Genomic DNA, 15,910 nt, shown 5'->3' with positions numbered 1-15,910 from the left:
CGCGGTCAGGCGCAGCCGCAGGCGTCCTCGGCCTGCCGCCATCCGCCGTCGGCGAACTGGAGCAGAATCTCGCGCAGCACGCCCGTGCGGCAGTTCTGGAGGCACAGGGTGTTGGGCTGGCGGGTGAAGGCGGCGGCCACCTTGCGGGAACGGGGCAGCCGCGCCCGGACCCATACGTTGTCCGACGGGCGTACGGATTCGATGCGGGCATAGGCCGCCTCCTGATGGCAGGAGCCCTGGCCCGGCGCGGTGACCACCGTGGGCCGGTCCAGGCGCAGGGTTTCGCCCTTGCCCAAAAACTGGAGTCGGGAATCGCTCAGGAACAGCGCGCCGCCCCCCGCGTCCCCATACTGGAAGACCAGCCCGCGCCCGGTCTGGCCCAGCTCCATGGCCTGGCTGAATATGCTCTCGGGCCCCACCGTGTGCTCCAGGCCGGTCAAAGGCTCGCACTCCAGGCCGTTCATGCAGCGCAGGGGGTGGCGGGCCACCAGGTTGCCGGTCAGGCGGTTCACGGGACGGAAATAGCGTCGCCGCGCTTCGCTCCGCTCGGCCAAGGCCCGGGTCATGCCCGTCAGGATCATGGCCTGGAGCGCGCAGGCCGAGCCGCCCGCCTCCTCCTGGCCGGAGTCGAAACGCGCCAGGAGCAGCCTGCCGCACAATACCGCCAGGTCCACATCGTCCAGCGTCCCGAACAGCGTGTCGGACAGGGCCGGCGCCCGTTCCCCCAACTCCGGATCGCTCTTCAGCAGCAGGCCGATGAGCCGCAGAAAATACCGGCCGGGCCCCTGCCCGTATTTCTCGGGAAAAACATCGACCCACGTTCCACGGCTGGCGGCCATGACCAGGGCGAACAGGGCCGCCACGCTGAGCATCCGGCGGTTGACCGCGCTGTCTATGGTGGGCCAGACAGCCCCCCGCCGCCCGGAGTGCAATACCCGCCGCGTCGCGGCCACGTCCAGCCAGCCCGAAAGGTCGCCGTTGAAACGCAAGGCCAGGTCCGGCAGCACGGCCAGCCCCTCGGGCAACCATATCTCGCCCGCCGGCGGCCCGGACTGGATGGCGTCCATCAACCCGCCCATGGCCAGCGGGGCCGCCGACGTGCAGACCATGGCCCGCAACTTGCGCACCCCGCGTTCCTGCAACATCTCCGGCAGGCCGCAGCCGAAACCGCCGCCGTCCACCAGATACACCCCGCGCGGGCTCCTGAGCAGGTAGGACTCGCCCTCACGAACCGGCATCACCCTGAATTCCGTCATCATTCTTGCCGCCCGCGCCTCCCCAGGCCTGGCCTGACCGACCCGCCGCAACCAAATGATCGTTTGCCGCCGCGAACCGAATTTGAATAAATATCGCCTATGGGAAATGTACCGGAAAATCGGTGGGGTGGGGATAGCCCAGCCTGACATCCGCGTTGCGAGCATAGCGCAATAATCATGTCAAATCAACTCGTTGTGCTCGCTTTTCGACCCCGGTTCCGGCGGCTGTGCAAGGCGTTGACAAGATCATTTCACCCCATTATATGCGACCGACCAAACGTCACAGGAGATGTGAGAACCATGAAAAGTGTCCTCAGCTACACCCTGACGCCTGTGCTTAGCGCGCTTCTTGTCATTCTGGCTGTAGTTGTTATCGTCAAGCAGCAGGAGATCGACTCCCTGCACCACAAACTGGTACTGACCGAGCAGACCGCCGAGGCCCGCAAGGGCATGATCGAGGAAGTCCGGCTGCTCCAGAAGGCCCTGACCAATTCGCCCGTGCGGACGGTCACGGTCACCGCATACAACCCCACCACCGACCAGTGCGACGACGACCCGCTCATCGCGGCGTCCAATCGCCGGGTCCGCCAGGGCACCATCGCCGTGTCCCGCGACCTCTTCGACCAGGGCTGGGTCTTCGGCCGCAAAGTCCGCATCGAAGGGCTCGGCATCTTCGAGATCAATGACCTCATGAACAAACGCTTCACCAAGCGCATCGACATCTTCATGTGGGATGAGGCCAAGGCCCGCGAGTTCGGCAAAAAGAACATCCGCGCCGCCCTCCTCGCCATCTGATCCCGAATCGACAACAACCCCAGCGGGCGCGACTCCTCGGAGCCGCGCCCGTTGCCGTTTGACGGCGAAGCTGCGGCCGGGCGTGCGTGTGAATGCCTCCGGCGGCCCCCGCCGGCATTCCCTGGCCCGGCTAATCCAGCCAGCGGACGGTGACGTCTCTGCGGCGGGGGATGCGGGCGTAGCGGAATTTGGGGTAGCCGAGCATGAGTGCCGCGTAGACGCCGTGACCTTCGGGGATGCCGAGTCGTTCGCGCAGGGCCTGGCAGCCTTCGGCGGCTTCCATGAGGAATCCGGCCCAGCAGGCGCCGATGCCGCGCGCGTGGGCGGCGAGTTCGAGGTAGGCGGCGGCGAGGGCGCAGTCTTCGGCGGGGTTGAAGCCGTCTTCGGCGGCGTAGGCCACGGCGACGTGGGGGGCGTTGTGGCAGACCTTGTCGACGCCTTTTTTCCAGTTTTTGATGACGCCGGGGAAGACGTTGTTGATGGACATGTAGTGGACGACGTGGCTGACGAGTTCCTGGGTGGTTTCGGCCGAGCGGGTGACGATCCAGCGGGCGGGCTGGCCGTTTTTGGCGCTGGGTGCGAAGGCGGCGACGCCGAGGAGTTCGAGCAGGATTTGCTCGGGGATGGTCTTGTCGCGGTAGGTGCGGATGGAGCGCCTGGAGCGCAGGAACTGGTCGGCCTGTTCGGGTGTGACGTGCTGGTCGCGGATCATGGCCCGGCACTGTTCGGGCGAAAGGGCGTCGGTGACGGGCGGCATGTCGGGCAGGGCGAGGGCGCCGGTGGGGCAGACGGCCACGCAGTGTCCGCAGGCGATGCAGGTTTTTTTGGCGGCGGGCCGAAGCTTGGGGAAGCCTTCGGGGTCGTCCACGATGAGGTCGTAGGGGCATTCGGCGGCGCAGGCGCCGCACCGTTTGCATTTTTCCTTGTCGGCGAACATGGGTGTTTTTCTCCGCTACGGTTGCGCCCCGTCGGCGGGGCGGTTTTCCGTGGCCGGACGGGACCGGCCTAGTTGGCGGCGGGCAGGGTGAAGATGAAGGTGGAGCCCTCGCCCAGTTGGGATTCGACCCAGATGCGGCCGCCGTAGTGCTCGATGATTTCGCGGCAGATGGTCAGGCCCAGGCCGGTGCCTTTGGGCTTGTTTTCCATGGTGTCGCTGCGGGTCTGGTGGAATTTCTCGAAGATTTGGGACTGGTCGTCGGCGTGGATGCCGAGGCCGGTGTCGGCCACTTCCACGCGCACCTGTCCGAAGCGGGGGAAGGCGCGCACGGTGACGTGTCCTTCCTCGGTGAATTTGGCGGCGTTGTTCAGCAGGTTGATGAGGACCTGCTGGATGCGGTCCGGGTCGGCGATGATGGCGGGCAGGTCGGCGTCGATTTCGGTGGCCAGGTCCACCTTGGGATTTTGGGCGAACATGCCGGTGACGGAGTGCACGGCCACGTCCACGGCGTCGGCCACGTCGAGCCGTTCGTCGCGCCAGCCCATGCTGCCGGACTCGATCTTGTTCAGGTCGAGGACGTCGTTGATGAGCCGGGTGAGGCGTTCGCCCTCGTGGCTGATGATGGTCAGGTTTTCGCGGATGCGTTCGCCTTTCTTGACCAGGACGGGCTTGTCGCTGCCGAGCGGCATGAAGTTCTTGGTGAACTCCTTGTTGATGAGCTTGGCGAAGCCGAGGATGGAGGTGAGCGGGGTGCGCAGTTCGTGTGACACGGAGGAGAGGAAGGCGGACTTCATCTCGTCGAGTTCGCGCAGGCGCTGGTTTGCCTCTTCCAGTTCGCGGGCCTTGTTGACGAGGTCCTCGGTCCGTTCGCGCACCAGTTGCTCCAGGTGCCTGTTCAGGTCGGCCAGGTCCTGTTCGGCCTGTTTGCGTTCGGTGATGTCCTCCAGGATGCCCTCGATGAAGATGAGCTTGCCGGACTCCGCGCCGTGGATGGCGCGGGCGTTGAGGGAGCCCCAGATGGTCTTGCCGTCGCGGCGGTAGTATTCTGCCTCGAACCCCTTGACCTCGCCGCGTTCGCGGACGTGGTCGTAGAAGCGCTGCATGGCGTCGGGGTTGACCATGATGCGCGAGCCCAGGGAGCGGACGTTGGACAGGAACTCGTCCAGGGACTCGTAGCCGAAGATGCGGGCCATGGCGGGGTTGGCGCGGCGCAGCACGCCGTCGGGCGTGGCCTGGAAGATGCCTTCGATGGCGTTTTCGAAGATGCCCCGGTATTTCTCCTCGGCTTCCTGAAGGGTCTTGTTCATGGCCTGGAGTTTCTTTTCGCGCGCCTCGATCTCGGCGGACATGCGCCGGAACCGTTTGGCGATCTCCAGGAGTTCGGCGTGGTGCACCTCGCCGAAGTCGTAGGAGAAGTCGCCCTTGGCCACGCGGGCGATGCCCTGCTGGAAGACGTGCAGCGGCTTGTTCAGGAAGACGCGCAGGAGCAGGCCGGTGATGGCCAGGATGACGGAGATGGCCACGACGATGAGCAGGGAGGAGACCAGGAGCTGTTCGTCCAGCCGTTTCTTTTCGCGCGCCAGGGTGAAGTCGATCTCGGCCCGGCCGATGGTGCGCCCCTCGAAGACGATGGGCCGCACCTTGCTGAAGTCCGCCTTGGTGCCGGAGAATTTTTCGTGGGCGAAGACGACCTCGTTGCGCGAGCCGTAGATGCGGATGCCCTGGACCATGTCGTCGTGGGTGTAGACCGAGCCGATGAGCCGGGCGTTGTCGTAGTCCAGGTTCCAGATGGGCACGGCCAGGATTTCGGCCACGCTGGCGATGGTGTCCTCGCCCTTTTCCTCGGCTGTGGCCCACATCTCCTCGGACTGCTGCCAGTAGATGTAGGCGCCCATCGCCGTGGCCACGATCAGGACGATGACCACAAGACTGGAGGTCAGGTCGCGCGAGATGGACCGGGTCGTGAAAAACGGGCGTTTGGGCTTGTCGGTGTTCATCTGTCCTTTACCGGGTGCGGAAAATCGGGACGAAACTGTCGCATGGCTATCCCTGGATTCATTTAATTACACAAGTCGGTTCCCGGTGTCACCATAGTTATTGAAGGTGCCTGGAAGCTTCGGCGTCGAGGGCTCCGCTGCGGACGAGGTGGAGCAGGGCGTCGCTCAGCCGGTTGCGCTGGGCCGCGCCGCTTTTGGCCAGCAGCAGGCAGGGGGAGTAGGCGGCCAGGGTGATGGGCTTGCCCAGGGCGCGCGCGGGATAGCGGTTCTTTTGCAGCCGGGCCAGGACCACCCGCTCCCAGCCCAGGACCGCGTCGGCCCGTCCGGCCAGGGCGAGGCGGATGGCGTCGCCGGTGTTTTGCGCGGGCAGGGGCGTTGCGCCCAGTTGTCGGGCCGTGCGCAGGAGCGAGGCGTCGGTCCGGGCCAGGGACAGGGTCTTGGCCCCCAGGTCGCGCGGGGAGCGCAGGACCGTGGTGGCGCGCGGCAGCACCACCAGCTTCAGGTGCAAGGCCGGGCCCAGGTTGGAGGCCCCGGCGGCCCGCGCCAGCGAGGCGTCGGCCAGGGCCGCGCCCGCCGCGCCATTGGCCAGGGCCTGGCCGATGCCCGCCGTCGGCATCTGGATCACCTGCGGGGTCAGGCCCGCCTTGCGGAGCAGCAGGCGCGCCAGGTCGGCCAGCAGGGCCGGGGAGGGGCAGGCGTCGGAGGGCACGGCGATGGTGAACTGTCCGGCCGGGGCCGGGATAGCCGGGAAGGCCAGGAAGGCCAGGAGGGCGCACAGGAGGAGGGCGGTCCGCGATCGGAGCATGGTTCCCCTTTTGTTGGCGGTTCTCTGAACCGCCATGATACGGCCAAACCGGAGAATTGACAACGCCGGGGGTCCCGGCCCCTTGCCTTGCGCGCCGGAGTCATCTAACAGGCGTCGATGATGCGCGCGCCGATCCGAATCCTGCTCCCCGCCCTGCTGGCGCTGCTCCTCTGGGCGGCCCCGGCCCACGCCCATCCCCACGTCTACGTGGACGTCTCCCTGACCTTCGAGCTCGACGGGACCGGCCTGGCCGCCCTGTGCGAGGACTGGCTCTTCGACGACCTCTTCACCAACGCCATCCTGGCCGAGCTGGGTCTGGACCCGGCCGCTCTGGCCACCCCGGAGGGCCAGGCCGCCATCAAGGCCGGGGCCTTCGACAACCTGGCCAACTTCGGGTATTTCACCTTTCTCGAAAACGGGGGAGGGCGGCTGCCGGTCGGCCAAGTGCGCGATTTCCGGGCGTCCCTCAGGGAGGGGCGGCTGGCCTACGCCTTCACCGTGCCCGTCCACCTGTCCTCGGCGGAGATGCGCGGCTTCCGCGCCGCCGTGTTCGACCGGGAATACTACACCGACATGCTGCTCCTGGAGGACCGCATCGCCATCGCCGGACCGGGGGCGGAGCGCGCCGGCTTCTCCATCCGCCCGGCCAAGGACCGGACCTACTGGCAGTTCATCGTGCCCCAGGCCGTGCACCTCTCGGTGAGGGGGCCCGGCGGCGGGACCTCGCCCCTGCTGACCGGCGGGGAAGAACCGGCCGTCCCGGCCGGGACGCTTTCGCTCCTCGAACGGGCCATGAACCTGGTGCGCCAGGCCCAGAAGGCGCTCACCCTCAAGCTCAACGGCTTCGGCCTGGGCATCCGCTCCGCGCCCCTCGGCCCGGCCCTGTGGTGGTTCCTGGCCTTCTCCTTCCTCTACGGCATCGTCCACGCCGTGGGACCGGGGCACGGCAAGGCCGTGGTCTGCTCCTATTTCCTGAGCCGCCCCGGCTCGTTTTTTTCGGGCGCGCTCATGGGCAACGCCATCACCTTCGTGCACATGAGCTCGGCGGCCGTGGCCGTGGCCCTGGCCTACGCCCTGTTCTCCACGGGAATGGGCGGGGTCACCGAGGCATCCCTCGCCCTCCAGCCCGTCAGCTACGCTCTGGTCGCGCTGGTCGGCCTCTTCCTCCTGCTCAACACCGCGCGCGGGCTGTGGCGGGGCGGCCTGCTGGCCGAACCCGGCTGTTCCGCTCCCGCCGGGGCGGCCGCGCCCGAAAGCCTCCGCCAGATTCTGCTCGTCTCCCTGGTCACCGGCTTGGCGCCCTGCCCCGGCGCGGCCGTGATCCTCGCCTTCGCCGTGGGCCAGCAGATCCTTTGGGCCGGGCTCCTGGCCGTGGTGGCCATGGCCGCGGGCATGGGCGTCACCACGACTCTCTTCGCCTGGGGCGCGGTGGCCGCCCGGTCCGCCACCCTGCGGCTCTCCTCGGCCAATCGTCGGGTCTTCAACTGGCTGTACGGCGCCCTCGCCCTGTGCGGCGGCTTGGCCATCACCCTCATCGGGACGGCCCTGTTCATGAGCAGTTCGGTCTGGCACTAGGGGGGGGGCTCGCCGACCCGCCTGCGCCGCACGGGCGAAAAGACGCGGAAGGGCGATCCCCGCCGGGCGGAGGGAGTGCGCGCCACGAAAGCCTTGGGAGGCGGAGGAAAAGGGGAGAGGGGAGCCTTTTTCAAAAAGGTTCCCCTCTCCCCTTCTCTCCCGGCCGCCGGAAGTCCGTCTAATCCGCCAGGGCGTCCTTGACGGTTTCGACGAGTTTTCGGGTGTCGATGGGCTTGGTGAAGGTTTCGACCACGTCGAAGACCTTGGCCAGTTCGACGATGGCTTCGGGGTTGAAGGCCTCGCCGCCGGAGATGGCGATGAACTTGTGGTTGCGTTCGGACTTGATCAGTTCGCCCATGACCTGGAGGCCGCCCTTCTTGGGCAGGAAGATGTCCACTATGGACAGGTCGACGGGTTTTTCGCGGCAGATTCGGATGGCTTCCTCGCCGTCCGCCGCCTCGACCACGTTGTAGCCTTCCGCCTCCAGCACGGATTTGATCAGCTCCCGGATGATGGGCGCGTCGTCCACCACGAGTATGGTCTTCATGGGTAAGCTCCTTTGTCGGCTTGCTTCGACGTCAGGCTTGCGGTTTCTTCCTGAGGAACTCTAGCGCTTCACGCAATTCGAGTTCAAGGATTTTCAATTTATTATCACATGACGGCCCGTCCTTCTGGCCGCAGAAGAACTCCAACTGCTCGGCGCGGGAGCCGACGCGGTTCGCGCCGATGGTCCGGGCCGCGCCCTTGATGGCGTGGGCCAGGCGTTTGGCCTCGGCGAAATCCTTCCCGGCCAGGCCTTGGCGGACGCCCTCCAGGTCCACGGGCGCGTCGCGCACGAAGAACTCGTCCATGCGGCCCAGCAGGTCGCTCCGGCCGCCGAGGCGGTCCAGCGCGCCTTCGCGGTCGAAGGCCGCGCCGTTCACCTTGGGGACCCGCTCCTCGGCCTCGGGCGCGGAGCGGCCCTCCATGACGCGGGAAATGGCGGCGTAGAAGGCGTCCATGCTCATGGGCTTGGCGATGTAGTCGTTCATGCCCGCGTCCAGGAAACGCTCCCGGTCGCCCTTGAGGGCGTGGGCGGTGATGGCCACGATGGGCAGGCTCGGGTTCAGGGCGCCCGAGTTGGGGTCGCGGATGGCGCGGGTGGCGGTGATGCCGTCCATGACGGGCATCTGCACGTCCATGAGCGCCAGGTCGAAGCGCTGTTCCCGGACCGCCTCCAGGGCCTGCGCGCCGTTCTCCACGGTGGTGACGTCGTGCCCGTGCTGTTCGAGCAGGGTCTTGGCCAGGAAGCGGTTGAGGGCGTTGTCGTCCGCCAGCAGGACCTGCAGGCGGCCCAGGGCCGGGGGCGGGGCATAGGCAGCGGGCTTGGGCAGGGCGGCCGGGTCGCCGAGGGCGAAGCGGGCGGTGAAGGAAAAGGTGGAGCCCTCGCCCTCGATGGAGGCGAGGCGCATGTGGCCGTGCATCAGCTCCACCAGCAGCTTGCAGATGGCCAGGCCCAGGCCGGTGCCGCCGTGCTTGCGGGTGATGGTCTCGTCGGCCTGGAGGAAGGATTCGAACACGGCGTGCTGCTTGTCGGCCGGGATGCCGATGCCGGTGTCGGCCACGGCGAAATCCAGGGCGGCCTCGCCTTCCCCGGTCCCCGGTTCCCCGGCGTTGGTCACCGACACGGTGATGCCGCCCCGCTCCGTGAACTTGACCGCGTTGGAGATGAGGTTGATGAGCACCTGCTTGAGCCGGGAGGGGTCGCCCAGCAGCACGTCCGGGACCGCGTCGTCCACGGCCAGGTCGAAGGCCAGGCTCTTGGCCGAGGTCTGGAGCCGGTGGATGTCCATGACCGATTCGAGGACCTGGCGCAGGTCGAAGTGGAGGGATTCCAGGGAGAGCTTGCGCGCCTCGATCTTGGAGAAGTCGAGGATGTCGTTGATGACCGTGAGCAGGGACTCGCCCGCTTCCATGATCCGGTGCAGGTAGCGCTCGCGCTTGGGCTCGTCCTTTTCCAGGAGGGCGAGCTCGGCCATGCCGAGCACCGCATTGAGCGGGGTGCGGATCTCGTGGCTCATGTTGGCCAGGAAGTTGGACTTGGCCCGGGTGGCGGCGTCGGCCTTCTTCATGGCCGAGACCAGGCGCATGGACTTGCTGGTCAGCTCGTTGTTGGCCCGCTCCAGTTCGCGGGTGCGCTGGCGGACGCGGTCCTCCATCTTGTCGTGGGCCTTTTGCAGGGCGTCCTCGGCCTTCTTGCGGGCCGTGATGTCGATGCCGAGCACCATGATCATCCGCTCCCCGGCCGCGTCGGTCATGGGGCTGCATTGCAGGTGGAAGGTCCGGCCCTGGGCGTCGGTCCAGTCCCACTCCATGGCCCGGTCCTCCTGCATGGCGGCCATGGGCGGGCAGCCGGCGCAGTCCTCGTCACGGCAGTGCAGGACATCCTTGCAGGGCAGGTCGCCGGGGCGGCCGAAATAGCGGCGGAAATAGCGGTTGGCGTACCGGATGGTGTGGTCCGGGTAGAGGTGGTAGACGATGCCCGGCAGGGACTCCATGAAGAAGATCTGGCGCTGCTGCTCGCGGCGCAGCCACTGGTCCGTGCGGCGCAGGTCCGTGAGGTCGGCCGTGGAGACCGCGAGCCGGGCCACCCCGCCCCAGGGATCGGGCACGGGCACGATGGCGTGGGCCAGGATGCGCTCGTTCACCTCCTCCTCGAAGCGCACGAGCCGGGAGCGCATGATGGCCTGGGCGAGCTTTTCCCGATGCTCGGCTGCCGATTCCTCGGGCAGCAGGTCGAAGAGGTTGACCTGCTCCAGCTCCTTGCCCCGCTTGCGGCCGAACCGCCTGGCCGCGACGTCGTTGGCGGCCAGGATGTGGCCCCCGACGTCCACCACCAGGGCCGATGAGGCCGAAGCCTCGATCAGCGCGGCGGCCGTCCCGTCCAGGGAGACGTAGGACGTCGGCGCGGCGGGTTTTCCGTTGTTCTTCATGTTCGCTTCCCGATCCTCGGTTCTTCGGGCTCCGGATGGCCTGCCGTGTTTCCTTGGCGGCGGATTGCTCCCCCGAGGCCACGGCCGGGACGACGTTGCCCCGGGTGGCGCCCTGGATCGCCTGAATGTTCTCGCCCACCTCGCGCGTGGCGTCCATGGTTTTTTCCGCCAGCTTGCGGACCTCGTTCTCCGCCACGGCGAACCCCCTGCCCGCGCCGTCCGCCCTGGCCGCCCCGATGGCCGCGTTCAGGGCCAGAGGCCGGGCGGCCACGAGAAAGGCGATGAAACGGCTTTGCACGGAATTCAGGGCCGTGCGCGTCTCCTCGGCAACGGCTTCAAAGGCGGCCCCGGACCGGCGGAACAGGGGCCGGTGGATACTCTCCTGTTAGGAAGCCGCCGCCATCCGGTCAATTAGAATCGCGCCGGACCGCTCCCTTGGCGGTTCCCAGGACGGCCCGCTCCTGCTACCAAGGGACATGGACCACCGGGGAACCATCATCCGCCCGCCCAGCGAGGCCGACAGCATCCTGCTCCAGGTCACCCTGGGCTGCTCCCACAACCGCTGCGCCTTCTGCGGCGCGTACCTGGACAAGCCCTTCGCCATCAAGGACCCGGCCGCCGTCCGCCGGGACCTCGACTTCGCCTCCGCGCACTGCGCCCGCCAGCGCCGCCTCTTCCTCTGCGACGGCGACGCCCTGGTCCTGCCCCAATCCCGGCTTCTCGCCCTCCTCGCCGACATCCGCGCCCGACTCCCCTGGGTCACCCGCGTCGGCTCCTACGCCCGCGCCGCCGGCCTGGCCCGCAAATCCGACGCCGACCTGGCCGCCCTGCGCGACGCAGGCCTCGGCATCGTCTACATGGGCCTCGAATCCGGCGACGACGCCGTCCTCTCCTCCATGAACAAGGGCGAGACCGCCGCCCTCATCGTCGAGCAGGGCCGCCGCGCCCGAGCCGCCGGAATCAAGCTCAACGTCACCATCCTCAACGGCCTGGGCGGCGTCGCCGGCTCCCTCGCCCACGCCCGCGCCACCGCCGACGCCCTGAGCGCCATGCAGCCCGACCAGATCGCCGCACTCTCCCTCATGCTCATTCCCGGCACCCCCCTCCACGCCCGCCACCGACAAGGCGGCTTCACGCTTCCCGACAGCCTCGGCATCCTTCGCGAACTGCGCGAAATGATCGCCCATCTCGACCTGCCGCGCGCCCTCTTCCTCGCCAACCACGCCTCCAACTACCTGCCTCTCAAGGTCCGCCTGCCCTCCGGCAAGGCCAGCGCCCTCGAACAGCTCGACCAGGCCATCGCCGGGCTCACGCCGCTGAGGCCGGAAGGGATGCGGCGGCTGTAGGCCGGAGGCATTCCCCGCTTCTTATCCCCGGACGACCACCCCGTCCTTCATCACGAGCACCGGGTCGGCCAGGGTGTCGAGGGCTTCCAAGGGGTTGGCGCGGGTGACGAGGAGGTCGGCCTGGGCGCCGGGTTCGATGACGCCCCGGTTAGCCAGTCCGCAGGCGTGGGCGCTGCCGGAGGTGGCGGCCTGGAGGACGGCGCGGGTGGGGAGTCCGGCGTCGTGGAGCAGGTGGAGTTCGGCGAGGGGCATGCCCGCGTCGGTGCGTCGGTAGGGAAAGTCGTTGCCCACGGCGATCTGGCCGCCGAGGGCATGGAAGGCGGCGGTGGGGATGGTCTGGCAGGGGCCGCGCCAGAGGGAGCGGGAGAGGACGTCAAGGGTGGGGGCGAGGGTGACGCGGTTGCGGGCCATGCGTTCGAGCAGGGCGAGGTAGTGGGGTGCGGGGGCGGTTTCGTCCGGGATGAGGACGGGCTGGGGGCCGGACGGGGTGATGTGGCGGTGGGGGACGTGGTCCACGACGTCGACGCCCGCGTCGAGGGCGGGGGCGAGTCCGCCGAGGTCTTCGACGTGGCAGCGGACGGTGAGGCCGAGTTTGCGGGCCTGGTCGGCGGCGGCAGCGGCGGTGGCGGTGTCGAGCAGGGGCCAGGGGGTGGGGTAGGGGCCGGGTTCGAAGGCGAGCTTTATCATGGTTGCGCCGTGGTCGGCGAGGAAGCGGACGTGTCGGCGGGCCTGCCGGGGCGAGGTGGTGGGCAGACCGTGTTCCGGGCTGTGGACGGGCAGGGGGTAGCCGCCGGGCGGGCAGAGCATGGGCCCGGCGCAGGCGGCGGTGGCGGTCTGGCCGGTGGGGGACCGGGCGAGTTCGCGCAGGGCGGCGAGGGGCGAAGCCGCGTCGCCGATGGAGGTGACGCCGTGGACGAGGTGGCGGGCGCGGCGGTCGTCGTCGGCGTGGACGCGGTGGACGTGGCAGTTGATGACGCCGGGCAGGATGTGGCCGGTGCGGAAGAGGACCGGGGTGTCCGGGGGCAGGGCGGCGGCCGGAAGCACGGCCTGGATGCGGGCGCCGGAGACGAGCACGGCGTGGTCGGGCAGGGGGGTGAGGCCGGGGCCCGCGAGGACGGTGCCGACCAGGGCGCGGGGCGAGGACGCCGCCAGCGCGGGGCGCGGCAGGGCCAGGGCGGCGCAGGCGGCCAGAAAGGCGCGGCGGGACAGGGTTTCGGCCATGAAGCCGACGGTACGGGATATGGACGGGCCGGGCAAGGCCGGGCGCAGTCGTCCCTGGGCTACTGGACGGTTTCCCGGTCCGTTTCCCCGTGCATGGAGAAGAAGGAGTCGGCCCAGGAGAAGGCGTGCTGGTAGCTGACGGCCACGGTGCCGGGCAGGAGGTTCAGTTCCTTGGCCAGTGTGCCCACGGCGTCCCAGTCCGAGCTCTCGATGGCCTTGGCCAGGGCGATCCAGGAGGTGTAGCGGTTGTTCTGTCCGCACAGGGCGGCCTTGATGGCGTCATCCACGGGCAGTTGTTTGACCACGTCCTTCATCTCCATGTCGAACAGGGCGTCGAGCAGGGAGAAGAGGCCGAGCATGAAGAGCTTGTCCGACTCCTCCTCGTAGCCCCCGCCCAGGGCGGCGGTTTCGAAGAGCTTGGCCCGGTGGGCCGAGAGGTAGGCGAGCTCCATGGTCTTTTCCGACGGGGTCATGTCCGTGAGGATGATGAGCCTGAGCCAGTTGCGGATGGGTTTCCAGCCCGCCAGGACCACGGCCTGCCGGATGGAGGTGATGGTGGAGGCGAAGCTGAAGTTGGCGGAGTTGAGGAAATTGAGCAGCCGGTAGCTGATGGTCACGTCCGCCTCGATGGCCGGGGCCAGGGCGTCGAAGTCGGGCTCGTCCTTTTCGATGATTTCGAAGAGCTTGAGCCGCGTCACTTCGGAGGAGGAAATCTTGCGTCCGGACTGGACCTGCGGGCGCTGGAAGAAGAAGCCGTGGAAGAGGTGGAACCCGGCGTCGCGGGCCATGGCCAGGATGTCGGCGGTTTCCACCCGTTTGGCGATGAAGCGGGCCGAGCCGCTTTTCTTGCCCCGGGAGACGATGCGGGAGAGGTCGTCGGGGGCCTTGCCGTCCATGTCCACGACGAAGTAGTCGGCCAGTTCGGCCAGGTGTTCGCCGCCTTCGCGGCCCTCGAAGTTGTTGACGGCCACTTCGTAGCCCTGGTTGCGGAATTCGGCCAGGGCGGTGAGGGTGGCGGTGTCGGCCTCGGCCGTCTCCTCCACGATGATGACCACGTTGGGCCAGGGCACGGCCAGGGGGGTGTCGCGCTTGATGTCGTCGGGGGTGAAGTGGATCATCAGGCGGCCCTTGGCCCCGGCGATGCCGCCGCACAGGGGCAGGTTGGCCACCAGGGTCATGGTCGCTTCGGAGTTGTCGGCGATGACGGCGTGATCCGCGTTCTGGCTGTCGCGGAACAGGAGCATGTACCCCCAGGTGCCGTTGTTCCGGTCGAACACGGGCTGCCGGGCGATGAATATGTTTTCGTATGCTATGTCTTCGCTCATGGGTGCTCGCTCCGGGCGTCCGCCCGCTTGTTTCCTGTTTCCATGTTCTGGCGCGCAAGTCAATAAAAGGAACGGTTGCGGCGCGTCAAGCTTCGGTTGCACCCGCCGGGCGGGGCGGATTCCCCTTTTCTCTTGGGCGCGAGTGTATTATGTCATGGCGCAATGGAGCGACAACAAGCCGAAACGGCGCGGAACCAGCACAGGGGTGACACGATGCACATAGGAAAAGCCATTCGCCTGGAGAGAATCTTCAACCGCAACACCGGGCGCACCATCATCGTGCCCATGGACCACGGCGTGACCGTGGGGCCCATCGCAGGGCTGGAGAAGATGCGCGACACCGTCACCGACCTGGTGGCGGGCGGGGCCAACGCGGGGTTGGTGCACAAGGGCCAGGTCAAGCTCGGCCACCGCATGCAGGGCCGGGACTTCGGCTGCATCGTCCATCTTTCGGCCGGGACCTGCCTTTCGCCGTACCCCAACGTCAAGCGGCTGGTGACCACGGTGGAGGAGGCCATCCGCCTGGGCGCGGACGCCGTGAGCGTGCACATCAACCTGGGCGACGAGACCGAGGGCCAGATGCTGGCCGACCTGGGAGCCGTGGCCGCGTCGGCGGGCGAGTGGGGCATGCCCCTGCTCGCCATGATCTATGCGCGCGGGGCCAAGATCCCGGACGAGTTCGCCCCGGACGTGGTGGCCCACTGCGCCCGCGTGGGCGCGGAGCTCGGCGCGGACGTGGTCAAGGTCAACTACACCGGCGACCCGGAGTCCTTCGCCAAGGTCGTGGAGTGCGCCTGCGTGCCCGTGGTCATCGCGGGCGGGGCCAAGATGGACTCCACGCGCGACTTCCTGAACATGGTCCGCGCCTCCCTGGACGCGGGCGGGGCGGGCCTTTCCGTGGGCCGCAACGTCTTCCAGCACCACAACCGGACCCGGCTGGTCCAGGTCCTCAACCGCGTGGTTCACGAGAACATGAGCGTGGACGCGGCCTTGGAAGGGCACGAGGACATCCTGTAGCTTTCCGGCAGCGCGCCGATGCAAAGCCCCCGCCCGGAGCGCCGGTCGGGGGCTTTCCTTATGCGGCCCCATGTCAATCCCTCCCATTTGCCCTGTCTTCGACTGTTCACAGGCCAGACTCTACCCTCACCATTGCGGCTAATAGAGTGTATTCCTTTTCTTATTCGTGCTCTGCGGCACCAAGTACCGATTCGGTACGGTAGTTGTTTTGGATCGCCATTTTTGTTCGTAGTCGATGCTACCTAAGGCCCCCCGCGATCCGTTCAGGCCGTTGCCGGTGGCAAGCTGGGCTTCCACAGCAATGCGGCCAGCTTTCGAGCCAGCGCGGTGATCGCCTTTTGCGGCACGCCGTGTCGGCTCAAAATCCGATTGTAGAACTCCCGCGCCCATTCGTCTCTTTGCTTCCAGCCCCAGGCCGCTTCCACGAGCAGGCTTCGCAAGCGACGTTGCCCCACCGGTCGGATAAACGACTTTCCCTTTCCGCCACCGCTTTGCCGGATCACCGGGGCCAGGCCGAGATAGGCCGTCACCTCCTCGCTGCGGTTGAAACGCTCCGGGCGGTATATTTCAGCGGCAAATGCGGTCGCGACCACCTCGCCGACGCCAGGAACGGACCTCATGGCGGCGATGCGTCGCGCCTCGTCTTGTTCCTTGGCGTGCAGGC

General features: G+C 67.8%; 13 protein-coding genes and 1 pseudogene. 4 read left to right on the top strand and 10 right to left on the bottom strand.

Translation table 11 applies throughout. From position 1 onward, the window contains the following. Positions 1 to 5: 5 nt before the first annotated feature. On the bottom strand, positions 6 to 1,259 hold the full coding sequence (locus tag PHP91_RS04065) for a hypothetical protein (protein ID WP_300137247.1): 1,254 nt from the start codon (positions 1,257 to 1,259) through the stop codon (positions 6 to 8). 297 nt (positions 1,260 to 1,556) lie between these two features. Here PHP91_RS04065 and PHP91_RS04060 point away from each other — a divergent pair, with 297 nt between their 5' ends. Further along, positions 1,557 to 2,051, top strand: a complete 495-nt coding sequence (locus PHP91_RS04060; RefSeq protein WP_300137245.1) for a hypothetical protein — start codon at positions 1,557 to 1,559, stop codon at positions 2,049 to 2,051. 130 nt (positions 2,052 to 2,181) lie between these two features. Here the strand turns inward: PHP91_RS04060 and PHP91_RS04055 are convergent, their stop codons facing one another. The 3 genes from PHP91_RS04055 to PHP91_RS04045 form a co-directional block, all read right to left on the bottom strand. Further along, positions 2,182 to 2,988, bottom strand: a complete 807-nt coding sequence (locus PHP91_RS04055) for a nitroreductase family protein (protein WP_300137242.1) — start codon at positions 2,986 to 2,988, stop codon at positions 2,182 to 2,184. A 68-nt stretch (positions 2,989 to 3,056) separates the two neighbouring features. Next, a complete protein-coding gene (locus tag PHP91_RS04050) occupies positions 3,057 to 4,985 on the bottom strand; it encodes an ATP-binding protein (RefSeq protein WP_300137237.1) in 1,929 nt (642 codons plus the stop codon). Between the two features lie 97 nt (positions 4,986 to 5,082). Continuing rightward, entirely contained in the window at positions 5,083 to 5,790 is a 708-nt protein-coding gene (locus PHP91_RS04045; RefSeq protein ID WP_300137234.1) for a transporter substrate-binding domain-containing protein, read from the bottom strand. 120 nt (positions 5,791 to 5,910) lie between these two features. Here PHP91_RS04045 and PHP91_RS04040 point away from each other — a divergent pair, with 120 nt between their 5' ends. Beyond that, positions 5,911 to 7,365: a DUF1007 family protein gene (locus tag PHP91_RS04040; protein WP_300137230.1), complete on the top strand. Its 1,455-nt coding sequence runs from the start codon at positions 5,911 to 5,913 to the stop codon at positions 7,363 to 7,365. Between the two features lie 178 nt (positions 7,366 to 7,543). Here PHP91_RS04040 and PHP91_RS04035 read toward each other — a convergent pair whose 3' ends face one another. From PHP91_RS04035 to PHP91_RS04025, 3 genes and pseudogenes are all read right to left on the bottom strand, one after another. Next, positions 7,544 to 7,912 (bottom strand): response regulator, encoded by a 369-nt coding sequence (locus tag PHP91_RS04035; RefSeq protein WP_300137227.1) that lies wholly within the window; start codon positions 7,910 to 7,912, stop codon positions 7,544 to 7,546. A 31-nt stretch (positions 7,913 to 7,943) separates the two neighbouring features. Further along, on the bottom strand, positions 7,944 to 10,337 hold the full coding sequence (locus tag PHP91_RS04030) for a PAS domain-containing hybrid sensor histidine kinase/response regulator (RefSeq protein ID WP_300137224.1): 2,394 nt from the start codon (positions 10,335 to 10,337) through the stop codon (positions 7,944 to 7,946). Between the two features lie 73 nt (positions 10,338 to 10,410). Then, positions 10,411 to 10,593 (bottom strand): annotated as a pseudogene (locus PHP91_RS04025) (methyl-accepting chemotaxis protein); the annotation flags it as partial. 220 nt (positions 10,594 to 10,813) lie between these two features. Between PHP91_RS04025 and PHP91_RS04020 the strand changes: the two are divergent. Then, entirely contained in the window at positions 10,814 to 11,683 is an 870-nt protein-coding gene (locus tag PHP91_RS04020) for a radical SAM protein (RefSeq protein ID WP_300137221.1), read from the top strand. A gap of 21 nt (positions 11,684 to 11,704) precedes the next feature. Here PHP91_RS04020 and PHP91_RS04015 read toward each other — a convergent pair whose 3' ends face one another. Continuing rightward, positions 11,705 to 12,904 (bottom strand): amidohydrolase family protein, encoded by a 1,200-nt coding sequence (locus PHP91_RS04015; protein ID WP_300137218.1) that lies wholly within the window; start codon positions 12,902 to 12,904, stop codon positions 11,705 to 11,707. 59 nt (positions 12,905 to 12,963) lie between these two features. Beyond that, on the bottom strand, positions 12,964 to 14,229 hold the full coding sequence (locus tag PHP91_RS04010; protein ID WP_300137215.1) for an HDOD domain-containing protein: 1,266 nt from the start codon (positions 14,227 to 14,229) through the stop codon (positions 12,964 to 12,966). A gap of 213 nt (positions 14,230 to 14,442) precedes the next feature. On the opposite strand from PHP91_RS04010, the gene PHP91_RS04005 reads away from it, so the two are divergent. Beyond that, entirely contained in the window at positions 14,443 to 15,246 is an 804-nt protein-coding gene (locus PHP91_RS04005; RefSeq protein ID WP_300137212.1) for a 2-amino-3,7-dideoxy-D-threo-hept-6-ulosonate synthase, read from the top strand. A gap of 263 nt (positions 15,247 to 15,509) precedes the next feature. On the opposite strand, the gene PHP91_RS04000 is transcribed toward PHP91_RS04005, so the two are convergent. Then, the coding region (locus PHP91_RS04000) for an IS110 family transposase (protein WP_300137209.1) at positions 15,510 to 15,910 on the bottom strand (401 nt) is incomplete at its 5' end.

Source organism: Pseudodesulfovibrio sp. (assembly GCF_028692895.1).
Taxonomy (GTDB): Bacteria; Desulfobacterota; Desulfovibrionia; order Desulfovibrionales; family Desulfovibrionaceae; genus Pseudodesulfovibrio.
The sequence above is the reverse complement of the archived record's forward strand: the minus strand, read 5'-3'. Positions and strand labels throughout refer to the sequence as shown.